Source organism: Sporosarcina limicola (assembly GCF_014873855.1).
Lineage (GTDB): Bacteria > Bacillota > Bacilli > Bacillales_A > Planococcaceae > Sporosarcina > Sporosarcina limicola.
The window spans coordinates 67,058-83,425 of record NZ_JADBEL010000006.1 but is presented as its reverse complement, the minus strand read 5'-3'; the positions used below and the strand labels follow the sequence as shown (position 1 = coordinate 83,425).

At 41.2% G+C, this 16,368-nt stretch carries 19 protein-coding genes; 5 read left to right on the top strand and 14 right to left on the bottom strand.

Annotated elements, in window-relative coordinates:
- Window positions 1-269: 269 nt before the first annotated feature.
- Complete coding sequence (locus tag H4683_RS07570) at window positions 270-1,034, bottom strand: TrmH family RNA methyltransferase (protein WP_192598247.1); 765 nt, start codon at window positions 1,032-1,034, stop codon at window positions 270-272.
- 90 nt (window positions 1,035-1,124) lie between these two features.
- On the opposite strand from H4683_RS07570, the gene sspI reads away from it, so the two are divergent.
- Window positions 1,125-1,337: a small acid-soluble spore protein SspI gene (gene sspI / locus H4683_RS07565; RefSeq protein ID WP_192598246.1), complete on the top strand. Its 213-nt coding sequence runs from the start codon at window positions 1,125-1,127 to the stop codon at window positions 1,335-1,337.
- A gap of 178 nt (window positions 1,338-1,515) precedes the next feature.
- Here the strand turns inward: sspI and H4683_RS07560 are convergent, their stop codons facing one another.
- The 4 genes from H4683_RS07560 to argF form a co-directional block, all read right to left on the bottom strand.
- Entirely contained in the window at window positions 1,516-1,968 is a 453-nt protein-coding gene (locus H4683_RS07560; protein WP_192598245.1) for a small multi-drug export protein, read from the bottom strand.
- Window positions 1,968-2,465, bottom strand: a complete 498-nt coding sequence (locus H4683_RS07555) for a hypothetical protein (protein WP_192598244.1) — start codon at window positions 2,463-2,465, stop codon at window positions 1,968-1,970. Before H4683_RS07555 ends, H4683_RS07560 begins: the two co-directional genes overlap by 1 nt.
- A complete protein-coding gene (locus tag H4683_RS07550; protein ID WP_192598243.1) occupies window positions 2,462-2,671 on the bottom strand; it encodes a helix-turn-helix transcriptional regulator in 210 nt (69 codons plus the stop codon). The genes H4683_RS07555 and H4683_RS07550 overlap by 4 nt, the downstream gene beginning before the upstream one ends.
- 127 nt (window positions 2,672-2,798) lie before the next feature.
- A complete protein-coding gene (gene argF / locus H4683_RS07545) occupies window positions 2,799-3,761 on the bottom strand; it encodes an ornithine carbamoyltransferase (protein ID WP_192598242.1) in 963 nt (320 codons plus the stop codon).
- A gap of 787 nt (window positions 3,762-4,548) precedes the next feature.
- On the opposite strand from argF, the gene H4683_RS07540 reads away from it, so the two are divergent.
- Window positions 4,549-5,004: a hypothetical protein gene (locus H4683_RS07540; RefSeq protein WP_192598241.1), complete on the top strand. Its 456-nt coding sequence runs from the start codon at window positions 4,549-4,551 to the stop codon at window positions 5,002-5,004.
- A gap of 281 nt (window positions 5,005-5,285) precedes the next feature.
- Here the strand turns inward: H4683_RS07540 and H4683_RS07535 are convergent, their stop codons facing one another.
- From H4683_RS07535 to H4683_RS07505, 7 genes are all read right to left on the bottom strand, one after another.
- Window positions 5,286-6,014: an amino acid ABC transporter ATP-binding protein gene (locus tag H4683_RS07535; protein ID WP_192598240.1), complete on the bottom strand. Its 729-nt coding sequence runs from the start codon at window positions 6,012-6,014 to the stop codon at window positions 5,286-5,288.
- Window positions 6,015-6,044: 30 nt separating this feature from the next.
- Complete coding sequence (locus H4683_RS07530) at window positions 6,045-6,710, bottom strand: amino acid ABC transporter permease (protein WP_192598239.1); 666 nt, start codon at window positions 6,708-6,710, stop codon at window positions 6,045-6,047.
- Window positions 6,711-6,741: 31 nt separating this feature from the next.
- The gene (locus H4683_RS07525; protein ID WP_192598238.1) at window positions 6,742-7,560 is read right to left on the bottom strand and encodes a transporter substrate-binding domain-containing protein; all 819 of its coding nucleotides are present in this window, start codon (window positions 7,558-7,560) and stop codon (window positions 6,742-6,744) included.
- A 212-nt stretch (window positions 7,561-7,772) separates the two neighbouring features.
- The gene (locus H4683_RS07520) at window positions 7,773-8,384 is read right to left on the bottom strand and encodes a dienelactone hydrolase family protein (RefSeq protein ID WP_192598303.1); all 612 of its coding nucleotides are present in this window, start codon (window positions 8,382-8,384) and stop codon (window positions 7,773-7,775) included.
- A 39-nt stretch (window positions 8,385-8,423) separates the two neighbouring features.
- Complete coding sequence (locus H4683_RS07515) at window positions 8,424-9,392, bottom strand: ring-cleaving dioxygenase (protein WP_192598237.1); 969 nt, start codon at window positions 9,390-9,392, stop codon at window positions 8,424-8,426.
- A complete protein-coding gene (locus H4683_RS07510; protein WP_192598236.1) occupies window positions 9,389-9,862 on the bottom strand; it encodes a MarR family winged helix-turn-helix transcriptional regulator in 474 nt (157 codons plus the stop codon). Before H4683_RS07510 ends, H4683_RS07515 begins: the two co-directional genes overlap by 4 nt.
- A gap of 238 nt (window positions 9,863-10,100) precedes the next feature.
- Window positions 10,101-11,081: a diaminopimelate dehydrogenase gene (locus tag H4683_RS07505; RefSeq protein ID WP_192598235.1), complete on the bottom strand. Its 981-nt coding sequence runs from the start codon at window positions 11,079-11,081 to the stop codon at window positions 10,101-10,103.
- 212 nt (window positions 11,082-11,293) lie between these two features.
- Between H4683_RS07505 and H4683_RS07500 the strand changes: the two genes are divergently transcribed.
- Complete coding sequence (locus H4683_RS07500; RefSeq protein ID WP_192598234.1) at window positions 11,294-12,445, top strand: MFS transporter; 1,152 nt, start codon at window positions 11,294-11,296, stop codon at window positions 12,443-12,445.
- A 79-nt stretch (window positions 12,446-12,524) separates the two neighbouring features.
- On the opposite strand, the gene recQ is transcribed toward H4683_RS07500, so the two are convergent.
- Window positions 12,525-14,303, bottom strand: a complete 1,779-nt coding sequence (gene recQ / locus H4683_RS07495; protein ID WP_338062420.1) for a DNA helicase RecQ — start codon at window positions 14,301-14,303, stop codon at window positions 12,525-12,527.
- 154 nt (window positions 14,304-14,457) lie between these two features.
- Window positions 14,458-15,285, bottom strand: a complete 828-nt coding sequence (locus H4683_RS07490) for a DUF368 domain-containing protein (protein WP_192598233.1) — start codon at window positions 15,283-15,285, stop codon at window positions 14,458-14,460.
- 179 nt (window positions 15,286-15,464) lie between these two features.
- Between H4683_RS07490 and H4683_RS07485 the strand changes: the two genes are divergently transcribed.
- Together H4683_RS07485 and H4683_RS07480 are read left to right on the top strand one after the other, a co-directional pair.
- On the top strand, window positions 15,465-15,668 hold the full coding sequence (locus H4683_RS07485; RefSeq protein ID WP_420826548.1) for a helix-turn-helix transcriptional regulator: 204 nt from the start codon (window positions 15,465-15,467) through the stop codon (window positions 15,666-15,668).
- Entirely contained in the window at window positions 15,665-16,147 is a 483-nt protein-coding gene (locus H4683_RS07480; protein WP_192598231.1) for a hypothetical protein, read from the top strand. Before H4683_RS07485 ends, H4683_RS07480 begins: the two co-directional genes overlap by 4 nt.
- Window positions 16,148-16,368: the final 221 nt, after the last annotated feature.

Below are 16,368 nucleotides of genomic sequence, written 5' to 3'. Positions count from 1 at the left end.
GCAATCCCAATAGAGACAATCATTATTTCAAACAAACTCACTTGCAGCACCCCCTCTCTGTCTTGGAATACCATGACAGTGCGACATATGGGAATGCTAACCACCCTTGAGCGTCCTATTCGATTACCTTACCATTATACCATACGTACGTTCCTGAAAGATAGGGAAAGAAAGCCAGAAACTTACGCTTCTGGCTTTCTTTTTTTATTGACCTAAAGATTTGTATATGTCGTCCCTATTGTACGTTAACATATTGGCAACAAGACTATTCACCGTTTAACGTAAGCGTAAAGTAAAATTCCGGTTGCAACTGCGACATTCAAGGATTCTGCTTTTCCGTACATTGGAATTTTGACTATTTTATCCGCCTGGTCAAGTAATTCGGGCGCAACACCGCTTCCTTCATTCCCCACGATGAGTGCGAATTCGGTTTGTGGATCGACATCAGAATGGTTGACTGCGTTTTGCAGTCCTGTACCAATCACCTCGATACCCGCTTCTTTCACTCGTCCAACCCATTCCATAAGACTCCCTTTTACGATAGGAATATTGAAATGCGAGCCTTGTGCTGAACGGACTGTTTTCGGACTATATGGATCAGCAGACCCTTTTCCTAGAATAACTGCATCTATGCCGGCAGCGTCAGCAGTGCGAATCATCGTGCCTACGTTACCGGGATCCTGAACTGCATCAATCATCAATACTTTTTTCCATGAAGCGAATTCATCTTCGGAATGCTTAGGCTGGCGACACTGTGCGAAAATCCCTTGTGAATGTTCCGTTTCCGAAATTTCATTGGCGACTGCCTGGTTCACTTCAACGATATGTACGCCTTCAATTGACCAGCCGTGAGGTATTTCCACTCCGTCGCGTAAAATTAATGCGACAATCGCTCCCTCTTTTTTTAGTGCCTCTTCTACAAGATGGAATCCTTCAATTAGGAACTCCTCTGATTTATCGCGTTCTTTCCTTGTCGTGACAAGCTTCTTCCAGTGTTTCACAAGTGAGTTTTGTGTCGATTCAATGCGTTTCATAAATTTTTAGACCGCCTTTTTCTTTTAGTGTAACAAATGACCGTATAGTTGGCGATAAATGTGGTCAAAATAAGGGTGGAGGTTGATAATATGGATTTTCAAATACGGGACGCAATTACCGCTAACATGACGAATAATTCAGCAGATGACATCCGTAACGTCGTGGAGGATGCCATCAAGCGTGGCGAAGAACACCTCTTGCCAGGACTCGGTGTGTTTTTTGAAAAGTTGTGGAATAGTTCGGGTGAACAGGAAAAAACGAAGATGGCCGGTGAGTTAGCACAAGTATTCACTGCAAGCTAAAGACCAAAAAGCCGCTCATTAGTGAGTGGCTTTTCTTTATTGAACTATATAAGTTGAACGAAAGATCATCGGCCCATTTATACTTGAATAGTTGAAATAAACGCGTCAAACAAGCATATGTAGAATCAACAAAAGTGTAAAACTTAAATTCAACTTATATACCTCCGATAATTTTTATTTAAAAAGACATATTTCTACTGAATAAATCAAAGCCCATCGCGGTAGCTACGCCGAATACGAGTGTCCAAAGCGCAATACTAATCGCCATCCATAACGTCGTGTTCATTTTAGTAGCCCCAAATAACAGTCCAATAAAGGCGGCGATATGCGTCCCGATTAAAATCGGACCAAGTAGCGCAAGTCCCGGCATACCGTATTTATTCCAAATTCGTTTGCCCCGTTCTGTTCGTTTTGAATCCTCTTTTCCACTCTTCTCTTTCCTCGAATCCATCCATAGTTTCACCTTTTGAAACGCGACAATGAGGATCAGCACGGTTAGCATATTTCCAACAAATGCAAGAATCATAACCCAAACCGAAGATAATCCTCTAATTATACCTAGTGGGATAACAAGCGCAATTTCCAACCATGGGATTGCAGCTCCTAAAAATACAAGGAAATAGTCAAACATCATTCATCCTCCGTTATGTACTTTTTAATGTTTTTATAATAAATAAAATACTGACCAACAGCGAGTAATAAAAATCCAATGATCATCTCTGTTCTCCCAAAAGGCGACGCCACATATATACCAGCGAGAATCGGGATTGCCAATGTGTAATATGAATACACTTTCTTCGTAGCCCGTTTAGTTAGTTCCTGGAACAGTTCATCGTCTTCCATATACTCTTGCGGTTTCAAAGTAAACAAATTTATTTTGTGCATGGGCATTGACCGATTATGCTTCACAACATTCCAATTGAACAATGCGAGAAATAGTATGAACAATAATAATACGATAGATACAACAAATTTTTCTATGTTATTCCATTCAACTATAAACTCGAAACCACCATCTTTGAATGTTTTAAACTCGGAAGAAAACCCAATCAAGAATACAAACGCCATTAAAAAAATTATAGAAATCATCTGCCAAAGTGGATAAGAAACCCGCATATCTTTCTTCATTTTCCCTCATCCCCTTCTAACCAAAATAATTCGTTAATGTCACAGTCTAGCGCATGCGCCAGTTTCAGTGATAATGTTACAGACGGTGAAAATTCTCCTTTTTCAATGAAACCGATTGTCTGCCGTGTAACACCGACCCGCTTTGCAAGTTCTATTTGAGTGAAATCATTCCGTGCACGCAATTCCTTCAACCGATTTTTCAGCATTACATCACCTCACATCATCAGTGTACACTATACTTAACATAAGGTAAACTATTATTAACATTATGTGCTGTTTAATTAACAAAAACAAGTCCAGGTAGCTATTACCTGGACTTGTTGATGTGCTTTATTATAATAACGAAGCAAGAACAGCTTTTTGTGCATGCAGTCGATTACCTGCCTGTTGGAAGACACGGGAGTTTGGACCGTCAATAACGGAAGCCGAGACTTCCTCTTCGCGATGTGCGGGTAAACAATGCAAAAACAAATAATCTTTTTTTGCATGAGCAACCAACTTATCGTTAATTTGAAACGCTTTGAAAGCTTCTAAGCGTAAAGCGGCTTCCTCTTCCTGCCCCATACTCGTCCAGACATCCGTGTAGACGACATCCGCATCCAAAACTGCATCGACCGGGTCAATTGTATCATAGACACTCCCACCGTTAAGGACGGCAATCTTTTTCGCTTTCACAAGAAGGTTTGGATTGAATTCAAATCCTTTAGGTGTTGCGACAGCCACATGCATGCCCATATTTGCAGCAGCAATAACCAGTGAGTGCGCCACATTATTGCCGTCTCCAACATATGCGAGTTTCAACCCGGCCAGTGAGCCTTTCACTTCTTTGATGGTCAATAAATCCGCCAAGGCCTGGCAAGGGTGGAATATATCCGTCAGTCCGTTGATGACAGGAACCGATGTATGCAAGGCTAACTCCTTCACCATTTCATGTGAATTCGCACGGATCATGACGCCATCTAAATACTCCGACAGGACATTGCCTGTATCGTAGACTGACTCTCCACGCCCGATTTGCAGATCGCGCGCATTCATAAACATCGCATGACCTCCGAGATGGATCATGCCAACTTCAAATGAAATACGTGTACGTGTCGAATGCTTTTCGAAAATCATGCCCAGCGTCTTGCCTGCTAAAAGCGGCGGTAATTTACCTTGTAGCGTATCTTGTTTCATATTATAAGCGTATTGTAGTAAGAATGAAATTTCTTCACTTGTATAATCAAGAAGCGTCAGCAAATCTTTTCCTTTCAATCCTTTTGCAATATCCGGTTCGTATTCCTCAATTTTTAACATACCTACATCCCCAATCATCATTTTCGTATCGTATAACTCATTATATGTATGTATATTTATGAAGTCAAATGAATTTTTATTAGTTATAGGGTATAAAAACCAAAAATCGGCTTTGCATACAATTCTAATTATTTTTTACCGAATATATATCAGCGAATTTAATGATGATTGTTGAGCATTATGAAGCAGATTCATATTTATAGCTAAACAACAAAAAGCGTTAAGTGATTTCTGTGAAGAAAATCACCATGAATATGTGATTGACATAGCCGGATTTTGTATACAAGGGTTATAGCTTTAGTTGGGATATAGTCGCTTAATGCAAAAAAAAGATGTTTGCTTTGTGTTTACAAAGGTATACCTTTATAAAAGCGTGGAAAATAGATGTTTTCCGTCCTTTAAAGCCTGTTTCGGATTTAAAAAACGTATATTGAACTTAGAGGATTTTAAGGGCTTTCGTATAACGTTCGTTATCCATGTTATAGCGTTTTGTCACGCGAGTACGATATAGTGGGAAATACAACTATCGTGTGACTAATGAGATCATCATACGAACAATCTTGAAACTCTTTTTTGAGTCCATACATGGAGATACGAAAGGTTTGGAGAATATATTTAAGGATGTTCGAGGAGTGATAGTACGTTTGGTTTTCTTTTTTTAATAGATTATCGTTTGACAACAAATTAATTTTGATGAAATCAATTGAGTATTGATTTCAAATATTATACAATAGTGGATGACTAAGTATTAATATTCAGTATACTAAAAAAGAGGAATGGTGTTGTCATGGAAAAGGGAGTCAAGATTAAATTTACTGATAAGGAATACTGGTTATTCACGATTTTATTGCTATTAATGTTGATAATTATAATTACATTGAGTGCTTTTTCCAACTTTTATCCTGGAGGTTATTTATTTGAAACAAGTGATAACGAAGTCTTTATTGAAAAAGGGACGTTGAAAAAAGAAACCTATAACTTTACAATCACCAAAGATAACGAGCTTAGAATTGCTTTGTTAGAAAGTAATATAGATCAATTAAAAATAATATGGTATGTGAGTCTTATCTCTATGACAGCAATCTTAATAGGGGCCGTTAATTTTTTAAGATTAAAAAATAAGATATTTTTTAAATTCACTTTATTTTTGTTTATTTTATTTTTGATAATTATATTCATTTCATATATGAACTATATAAATAATAATATAGAAAGTCTAATTTTAAATTTGAAAAGAACATAAATACTTGACTCAGTCCGAGAAACCCCCGATATGGATGGCTACTAAATGATTTGGTATATTTAACGTAGACACAGGATACATTAAAAAGACCACACCGATGTTTGCGCATCGATGCGGTACTTATAATAGACAGGTTCCCATTAATAGGGGATCAGCGTCCCTAGATGAAATAATCCACCCGAGCCGTTAGAAACTCAAGGGTGGATTATTTCTTTTGTGACATCGAATACGCCAATGCAATCATTGCAACATTTATTATTCATAATGAGCACTAAAATGGTTTAATGATTCAGCACTTTAGATAGAAAGTTCTTCGCACGCTCAGAATCAGGATTGGTGAAAAACTTTGATGGCGGGGCTTGTTCTACAATTTTCCCATCTGCCATAAAGACAATCTCATCGCAAATCTCTTTAGCAAAGCCCATTTCATGTGTCACGACGACCATTGTCATGCCGTCCTGTGCCAGTTTACGGATGGCATCGAGCACTTCGGTAACCATTTCTGGATCAAGTGCAGATGTCGGTTCATCAAATAGCATAACTTGCGGATCCATGGCGAGTGCTCGTGCAATCGCGACACGTTGTTGTTGTCCACCTGAAAGTCGATTAGGATACGCATCGAATTTATCATCGAGTCCAAGGGAAGTAAGCAGTTCTTTGCCCCTTTTTTCCGCGGCCTCTTTACTCATCTTTTTCACTTTCATTGGTGCCATCGTCACATTTTGGAGTGCCGTTAAAAATGGATACAAGTTAAAACTCTGAAAAACAAATCCGATATTTAGACGTGCTTTGTTGATATCCGTCTTTTTATCATGAATCGAAATCCCGTCCACAGTAATTTCTCCAGTATCAATCGGTTCCAGTGCATTGATCGTCCGAATCAACGTCGATTTCCCCGCACCACTTGGTCCAATCACCGCGATGACGCTGGATTTCGGTACTTCGAGCGATACATCTGTCAGTACCTGATGCCCGCCAAACGATTTAGTCACCTGTTTAATTGAAATCATAACAAACACCCCTCTACAATAAGCTTACACTCAATTCTCACGTGATAACAACCGTTTTTCGAAATAGCGGATGATTAGCGACAAGCTGAATGTCATGACAAAGTAGACAACAGCAACAAACGTCCACACCTCGAGCGGCTTAAACGTATTGACGACCAGATTTTTTGCATCTAGCGTGAGTTCCGTCGCTGAGATGACTGAGATGAGTGATGAATCCTTAATGAGCATGATGAACTGCGATGCAAGTGGCGGTAAAACACGTCGAAAGGCTTGTGGCAATATGATATGCCGCATTGCCTGTGTATGCGACATCCCTGCAGATCTCGCCGCCTCCATCTGCCCTGTCGCGACGCCCTGTATCCCAGCACGTACGATTTCTGCTATGAATGCGCCTGTGAAAACAGCAAGGCCTAAAACCGAGCCCCAATAAGCTCCAAGCTTTATAAATTGACCCAGTACAAAATAAATCCATATGAGTAAAACAAGTAGTGGCACTCCACGCATCACTTCGACATAAATCGAGGCTACCAATCGTATGAATTTATTTCTCGAAATACGCCCCATTCCAACAATAATGCCAATCGGTATAGCGAACAGAAGTGCTAACGCTGAAATTTCCAACGTTTTAAGCGCACCATAGATAAAAACATCTATATTGTCTGAGATGATACTCCAGTTATATTGATAACCGCCCATCCTTGTTCCTCCTCTTCCCCTGAAGAAGTCATCAATCCTCTACGACTTTATCTAACCAATCGCTTGTTTCAAACCACTTAGCGCGCGAAGAAAGTTCTTGCGGGCTTTCAATGTAACTATCCAAAAATGAGTTGAGCCATTGAAGCGTTTCGAAATCATTTTTCTTTACGACAATTCCTAGATTTTCTGCTGAAATTAATCCTTCTACTTGCGTTACTTGACCCTTATTTTGAAGTTTCCATACTGCAATTGCCGGCTCATCATAAATGACTGCATCCGCTTGGCCTTGTGTCATCGCTGTTGCCGCTAACGGGAAATCGTCAAAGTCCATCACTTGCGCATTTTTGAAAAGGTCTTTGGCTAAGAGTGAACCTGTCGTTCCAATGCCTACCGCAATTTTCTTTCCTTTTACGTCAAGATCTTCCCATGACTTTGTTGAGGTATCCCCATCCGGTACCATAAGTGCTTGCCCCGTTTTATAATACGGATTCGATAAACTAACGGCTAACGCACGATCTCCACGAATCGTCACACCAGCAACAACCAAGTCCACTTCCCCTGTTTGCACTGCCGTAATCAATCCATCAAATACGAATTGCTTAAATTCCACTTCCACATTCAGCTCTTTACCAATTTCATTCGCAAGATCGATGTCATAACCGATGAAATCGCCCTCTTTGGACTTCATTTGGAATGGGAAATATCCAGGTGCTACGCCAAGAACAATTTTCTTCTTTTTCAAGACATTTTGAAGCGTCGAGTTATCCGTTGAAGGACCGACACTATCATTGCTACATCCCGTTATAATCAAAACCGTACTCATTAGTAATGCTGTCAGCCATTTTTTCATCGCTCGTCATCCCCTTTGATAGTCATTAAGTATTAGTCACTCTATCATTATTCAAAATCCCATTAGCAACTATAAAGTACTATATCATTAATTAATATGCATGTAAATGCATATTAATTCTTATAGGTAATTAAAAAAGTCCCTCAACCGATTTTTTCGATTAAGGGACTTTTTTGAAATTAATGAGAACCTTATAGACACCTGCTAAAACATTAACTTGTGCATTTTTGATACCAATCAGCTGCTGCTTGTACTTCCGTTTGGGTTAGCGAATGCCCATTGGATTCCCAATGAGCATGCACATCTGCTCCTGCTATAATCATTTTGTTTTGCAATGCAGTAGATTCAACAGCGGGACAAAATGGGTCATTCTGGCCTGCAGAAATGTATACAGGTATACCCGTCAAGTTCGGCCATTCTGCACCCTCCCTCGGAAACAGCGGGTGATGCAAAATGGCTCCTTTTAAGGAATCCTTATGATGAAACAGCAAACTCGCCGCTATATTAGCCCCATTTGAATAGCCGATCGCTATGATGTTTGATCTATCAAATCCATATTCTTTAGAAGCACTGTCAAGAAATGTGTCTAATTCTTCCGTACGGAATACCAAATCTTCTTCATCGTAGACCCCTTCCGCCAGTCGACGGAAAAATCGAGGCATGCCATTTTCCATTACATTACCACGAACACTTAACACCGACGCTTCCTTATCTATTACATCTGCTAGAGGCAACAAGTCTACTTCATTTCCTCCAGTCCCATGTAAAAGGAGCAAGATCGGTTTTGTTTTATCAATTCCCTGTTTGAAAATATGTTGCATGATTCTTCCTCCTAATCAGTGAACACTTCTAAGTCAGAGCTCTTAATTCGTTACGAGTGGTTTCAAGTTTTGTTCAATCTGTTCTCTTCTTGATTCCAAAAATGGAGGAAGTGCAAGGCTTTCTCCTAAATGATCAACATGTTCGTCTGTTGCGAATCCAGGACCATCTGTTGCAAGTTCAAAAAGGATACCATTCGGCTCTCTGAAGTAAAGGGAGCGGAAGTAATAGCGGTCAATGAACCCTGAGTTAGAGAGTCCGGCTGCAGTGACTTTTTCAATCCATTTGCGCATTTCCTCTTCATTATCAACACGGAAAGCGACATGATGGACACTACCTTTTCCAGGACGTTCAATCGGAAGGTCACTGCGCTCTTCAAGATGAATCTCGGAACCATTGCCGCCTTCCCCAGTTTCAAATACGAGAATATCCGGTTGATCTGCAACATCCGATGTATATTGCCTTGTTTGCTTATAACTCAAAACATCTGTGAGAACGCCAGCTGTCGGTGCAGCGTAACGAACCGTTAATTTTATCGGACCTAACCCTAGGATCCCGTATTCAGTCGGAACCGGACTTTTATCCCATGGTTTTCCACCTTTAACGCCTTTGTTCTTTTCATCCGATACAAGCGCCAAGCGTTGCCCTTCTGGATCTTCAAATGATAGCACTTGATGGCCAGCTCTTTCCGTTATGTCACTATGTTGAACTTTGAATTCCTCAAAACGATTTTTCCAATAGCCTAACGCTTTATCGTTTGCAACACGTAAGGATGTACCCGAAATACTGTTTGTTCCTCTATGCGTCGCAGCAGCCATCGGCATTTCAAAGAACGTCAACTCCGTCCCAGGGTTTCCAACTTCATCTCCGTAAAATAAATGATACATCGATGGTGCGTCTTGATTGACTGTCTTTTTCACTAAACGCATTCCCAAAACATTGGTGTAAAAATCATAATTATTATTCGCTAATGCTGTAACTGCTGACAAATGGTGAATTCCTTTTAATATCATACTGTTTCCTCCTCAGGATCAATTGATTTTTGAAGTTTCTTTAATAAATAGAGTAATTGGGCTTGTTCTTCACGGTCTAAACCACAAAACTGAGTTGCTTGAAATTGCTCTTGAGGTGGAACTACTTCCTTATAAAAACGGCTACCTTCTTCTGTTAATGTTATAAACTTTGTTTTCCAATGCTGTTCTCGCTTAATCCAACCCATTGTTTCCATCTTTTTCAGGAGCTGTGCAACGTTTCCTTTAGTTACCACCAGTTTATCGGCTAATTCTTGCTGAGCGATTGGCTGATATAAACCGATTTGCACCAAAATATCAAACTGCGCAGCTGATAGATTCCATTGTTTTAGATGCTGATTTGTTTGACGAATACTTTGGTTGTAAAATCGTGATAATCGAAACCAAACAAGGAGTGCAAGACGTTTGTTTCTTGGGGATAATAGCGTCTTGTCAAGGTTTTGATTTCCCAATAAATCACCTCAATCTGTTTTATTATTATCAGTATATAACTAAACCGATAACGAATCAAGCATAATGTGTTGAACAAAAAATACCACAATCCCTGGAGATTGTGGTAAATCAAAGTTGTTACGATATCAGCATTTCTTGAACGCATATCAGCACTGTATTAGCAGGTATCAGCGCATTATCGATGGATATCAGTACATAATTGGCTTATATCAGCAAAACAGAACTTTATAACTACACTCAAAGCAATTCTTTCCGCAAATCCGCCGCACTTTTCGGCGACAGCATGCCAGGTGCGATGTCAAACACCGTTTTTGCGCCTGTCTCACCGTTTTGACTCAACCGGTAAGCTGCACGTGCATAGGCGACGAGGACGCTTGATGTGAATTCGGGATTACTATCCAGTTTTAACGAATACTCCATCACTTGCGAATTGCCTTCACCAGTCTTGCCGCTTCTGATGACAAAACCGCCATGTGGCATTGCTGCATGGTCCGTATCCAGCTGCTCTTGTGAAATGAAATTCACAGTCGTATCATAATCCGAGAAATAATCGGGCATTGTCACTATCGCGATTTCCACTGCTTTTGCATCTGCTCCATCCTTTAGAACAACGTAGCATTCACGTGTATGTTTTTCACGCGTCGATAGCTTAGGTGCTTCGCCGCTACGCACACGATTAACTGCATCCGAAACTGGAATTGTATATTGGACAGCCCCCTTAACGCCGTCAATCCTTCTAACCGCATCGGAATGCCCTTGACTCAACCCTTTCCCCCAAAACGTGTACGTCGCCCCTTCCGGCAAAATCGCTTCGCCAAAAAGACGGTTAATGGAGAATAAACCTGGATCCCAGCCGACTGAAATAATTGCCGTCTTGCCATTCGGTTTTGCGGATGTGTCAACCGCCTCAAAATAATCAGGGATTTTCGCATGTGTATCAAAACTATCTACCGTGTTGAATAACGCGGCAAGTACTGGGCCCTGTTCAGGTAAATCATTTTTCGATCCACCGCAGAGAATTAGCACGTCGATTTTATCCGTGTAATTGGTGATATCATCCATTTTATAGGTAGATACATTCGCACTTAGTAAATGGACATCTTCAGGATTTCTTCTCGTAAACACCCCGACAAGTTCCATGTCTTCATTTTGAGCGATAGCAGATTCAACACCGCGACCTAGATTTCCATACCCTGCAATTCCAACTCTAATTTTCATCCTTAACTACCCCTTCCATATGGGGTACCCGATTCTGATACAAGCTTGGGTTGCATCAGAATCGGATACCTTTTTCTATTCCTTTTTAATGATTTTATCGTAAGCACTTTAATTTACCAACTTTAACGAACGTTCACACACTGTTCTTTTTACTCAGTTGCAAAAAGTGTTAGACTATGAAAGATGCACTTTAATTGAAATGAGGCTTTGAAATGCGGATTTTTGTTTATCTTATCGTCTTTTTCTCGTTTTTTGATTTATTTTCCCAGCTACCTGTCATGAGCCCGTTCGCGCTATCACTCGGCGCCACACCATTTCTCACTGGACTTGCAGTTGGCATGTATTCTTTTTCTAACACCATCGGGAATATCATTTCCGGTTTCATGACAGATCGAAGAGGCCCTTTCGTAATTCTACTAATTGGACTTTTTGCATCTGGCTTATCTTTATTCCTCTATTCTTTTGCTTACGGGCCGCTATCATTGCTCGGTGTAAGATTCGTCCATGGATTCATGGAAGGATTGATTGTACCTGCCGCATTCACGTTCTTGGCCAACCGTGCAGAAGAATCAAAACGGGGAAAAAGTGTCGCAATTTCCGGCGCATTCGTTGGTTTGGCCGCAATTATCGGCCCTGCTTACGGCGGGATTGTCGCTTCGAAAACAGGAACCCCGTTCATTATGGCAGTGAATGGTGGAATCATGCTTCTTTTAGCTATTTGCGCTTTCTTCATCCTGCGTTCGTTTACATACGTACGGAAGCACCCATCGTCACAAGCAAATCGTTTTCGTGTCAAACAGCTATTCCAACATCCAGGAATGGTAAGAGCCTTCGCTGGCGCATTTTTCCTGATGTTCTCCCAAGGTGTTTTGGCACTTGTGTTACCTTTGAAAGTTGAGTCACTTGGATTCGATACAAAAACGACCGGATTGCTTCTTAGTGCGTTTGGCGTTGTCGCGATCCTAATTTTCCTATTACCGACGAATCGTATTTTTGACCGTGTACGACCTGTTGTGACGTTGGCATTCGGGATATCACTAATGGGATTGAGCATGCTATTCCTTAGTCAAGTCGAGGAATTAAATTTCCTATATGCCGCAATGGCGGTTTACGGGATAGGATTCGCATTCCTTTTCCCTTCTATAAATTCGCTACTGATTGATTCGTCATCTGCTGAATTTCGCGGGAAAGCTTATGGTTATTTTTACGCATTCTTCTCAATTGGGGTCGTCGCGGGATCAGGTGTTATTGGTGCGTTGGATCTCAATTATAAAGGAGCGTTTATGCTTACAGGAATTATCTTGCTGACCGTTGCGCTTTATGCGTTGATTGGTATAAGAAAAATGAAACGCACAACGGCTTAAAAATTTTATAGTGATCGTTTTGAAAAGAGGCACAGAGCATCCCATGGGAGATGTTCTGTGCCTCTTTTCATGCTTTCTTTCAAACTTGTTGCATTGCATACGAACGAATCTCTTCCATAAAAGCTTCCCCGTATCTTTCTAATTTCGCTAATCCAACACCATTTACTTCAAGGAAATCCTCTTCTGTCATCGGTTTTCGGGCTGCCATGTCCTGTAATGTTTTATCGGAAAATACGACAAACGGCGGTACACCGGCATCTTGCGCCAACTGCCTACGAAGTGCCCGAAGCTGTTCGAACAACGGGTCATCTTTTGTAATTTGTTTCGTAACGACCGTACCTTTTCGCTGGATACTCACTTTGCCAAGCAGGACATCTTTTCCTCTTTCACTCACATAAATGATTGGGAACTGCCCATTTTCAACGCTTAGGCAGTTTTCTGAAATTATGAATTCGATAAAATCAGAGATGTCTTTTGCGCTCCGATCTTTCATTAATCCATACGTCGATAATTTATCGAATCTAAATTCGAGTACTTTCTTATTACGTGATCCTGTCAACACTTGTGCAATCATCGTTTTCCCGAACTTTTGGCCCATGCGGATGACACAGGAAAGGACTTTCTGTACGTCTTCAGTCACATCAAAGCTTTCCCTAGTGTCGTTACAATTCGCACAGCGTCCACACTCCTTGACGTCCGTCTCACCAAAATACATGATGATGAATTTCTGGAGACATGTTTCTGTATGGCAATAATCAATCATCGACTGCAACTTTTCAAGTTCTGCCGGTATCCTGCTAACGTCTTGCGACTGATCAATGAGGAAGCGTTGTGTCTGGACATCTTGTGATGAAAACAATAATGTACAGTCACTATCAAGCCCATCACGCCCTGCACGTCCTGCTTCCTGATAGTAACTTTCCATGTTTTTCGGCATCTGATAATGGATAACGTAACGGATATTTGACTTGTCAATCCCCATACCGAAAGCATTTGTCGCAACCATGACAGACGCTTCATCATTCAAGAAACGGTCCTGCTCTGACTGCCGTTCCATATCTCCAAGGCCTGCATGGTATTTCGCCACCGACACTCCGCTTTTTAACAGGAGATCATACACACTGTCAACCGCTTTGCGTGTAGCTGCGTAGATGATGCCAGCCTCTCCTTCATTTTTACGGACGTAGTCTTTGACAAATTTTTCGCGGTTTTGTCCTTTTACAACAGAGAATGCGAGATTGGCACGTTCAAAACCTGTCATCACCGTATTTTCTTCACTTATTCCAAGTTGACGACAAATATCTTCCCGTACAGCCGGTGTCGCAGTTGCGGTTAGCGCAAGGACGACTGGCTTTTCATCGAATAACGAGACGATGCTACTAATATTCCGGTAACTCGGGCGGAAATCATGACCCCATTGCGAAATACAATGCGCTTCATCGATTGCGATCATTGGAATTGTCATCCGTCGCAATTGATTTTTGAAGGCGGGAGAGTCAAGCCGTTCCGGTGCCACATAGAGCAATCGGTACTTGCCTTTAGCGGCCAATTCCATCGTTCCGAAGTATTCCTCCGTCGATAGCGAGCTATTGATGTAAGCTGCGGGTATCCCCACCTGATGAAGTGCATCGACCTGGTCTTTCATCAATGAAATAAGTGGTGAAATGACGAGAACAGTCCCCTCCATCACAAGTGCTGGAACCTGGTAACAGACAGACTTCCCGCCTCCTGTTGGCATGACACAAAGCGTATCACGCCCTTGTAGAGCCCCTTGAATCACTTGTTCTTGTCCCGTTCTAAACGATGGATAGCCAAAATATGTAGTCAAGATTGTTAATGCTTTTTCGATCTGGACCACCTCCCCTTTTATAGTTCAAAGAAAAAAGCACCGGAATCAGATGCTTTTACTTGTTGTTAGATACGTATTCATTTTTCAACATGCGCTTTTCTATAAGAATACCAGAATGCAGCTGTTTTTGGAATGAAACTACTTCGCACTCAACGTACTATCTTCATTTATTTACAATGGAAGCTTTGTTAGGCGAACTGAATAGTTTTGCAACGGCAAGACCTGCTATAAATGTCACGATACTTAAAGCGATAGCTGCTCCACCTGTCGGCATACCTGGATAAACGACCACGACTGAACCCAAGATGAGGCCAATAATGATGGCAAATGTAACATACGTAAAATGAGTCAATAGATAACTGATCGCTTTGCTGCTGACGATGAAACCAACAATAACGCCTGCCCCAATGACAGCGATAATTGGGAAGTTCAAGTTTGCCAATGCGCCAATCGCCGTCGAATAAACACCGAGGAGAAGCAAGATAAATGAACCGCTAATTCCTGGCAGGAGCATCGCCATACTTCCGGCCCAGCCTGCGAAGAATAGGCCCACTGCATTCGATCCCGTCAATACCATAATCGGCGTCGCATCAAGTGGTTTAATGAAAGCCGTAGACGCCAATGCCACTCCAAGAAGAATGATTAGCAGAAAATGTCCTGCCTTGAAATTCCTCTTCACATCCGCCTGTTTCGCAATGAATGGCAGCACACCAATGATTAGACCCAAAAAGAAGAACTGTGTCGGCGCATGATGATTTTCAAGCAGATACTTGATTACTTTACTTAATGAAAGCAACGCAACGCCTACCCCGATACCAAGCGGCAAGAGGAACCCGATATGCTTTTTCCAATTGCGGCTAAAAAACCCGCTGATTGATGCTAATAATTCATCATATATCCCCAAGATGAAAGCGATTGTTCCTCCACTTACTCCTGGAATCAGGTCGCTAATTCCCATAAAGAATCCTCGATATAAATTTCTCCACTGCATAAATGACGTTCCTCCATTTTCAATTGAATACTAGTAGTATACCATCATTCATTTCACTGATGAAATTTCAGATGAAGTTATTCCATTTTCTTTCCTCTGCAAAATAATTTGTAAAGTCAACTAGACATAATGACAAGTCAACTATACAATATAGATAAGTAAGTTAAAGGAGAATGCCGATGTTGATTAACCGAGTGAAGGAATTACGCGCACGCTTTAATTTAACGCAAGGCGAGCTGGCTGAACGAGTGGGTGTGACGCGTCAGACAATCGTATCGCTTGAAAAAGGGAGCTACACCCCTTCCCTACTACTTGCCATGAATATCGCTGAAGAATTTGATATGCCGATTGAAGAGATTTTTTCAAAGGAGGATAAATTATGAAAAAAACTACAGCCGGAATGATTTTACGAATTTCACTTTTTGTTGCTATTGCCCTAGTTGTCTATGGTTCCTATAAAACCGGAGAGTATTCCACGCTTTTAAGTGAGCGGAAGATTGATTTTGAAACCTATCAAGATGCTTCACTATTTTTTAAACGTTTCAATCTTGCAATACCATCATTTTCCGGAATCGCTATGCTATTTTGGTTTATTTATACAAAGAAAGATGCAGAAGGTAGAATTAATGTGAAACAGGAGACATTTCCCGAGTTCAATCATGGGGACGAGCGCGAGGCCTTGCTTACCGGAAAGGCTGCAAAATCAGCATTAGCTATTATCATTATCTATACAGCAGTCATTCTGTTTTCATATGAACTCTCCCTCTATTCAATTCCTTTCATGATTTTCGCAACTGCATCCATTCCGATTGTCGGGCTGTTGGCCTATTCTATTTCGTACCGCTATTATTATTCGAAATGAAAAAGGATCCAATGTTTAAATAGATTGAGTGCTCGGGCGATGGGATTGGTCGCTTGGCACGATAATCAGTCGCTTTGACAGTGGAATTGGTCGCTTGACACGATAATCAGTCGCTTGACATGATAATCAGTCGCTTTGACAGTGGAATTGGTCGCTTGACATGATAATCAGTCGCTCGGCAGTGGAATTGGTCACTTCGCTTGATAATCAGTCGCTTCGGC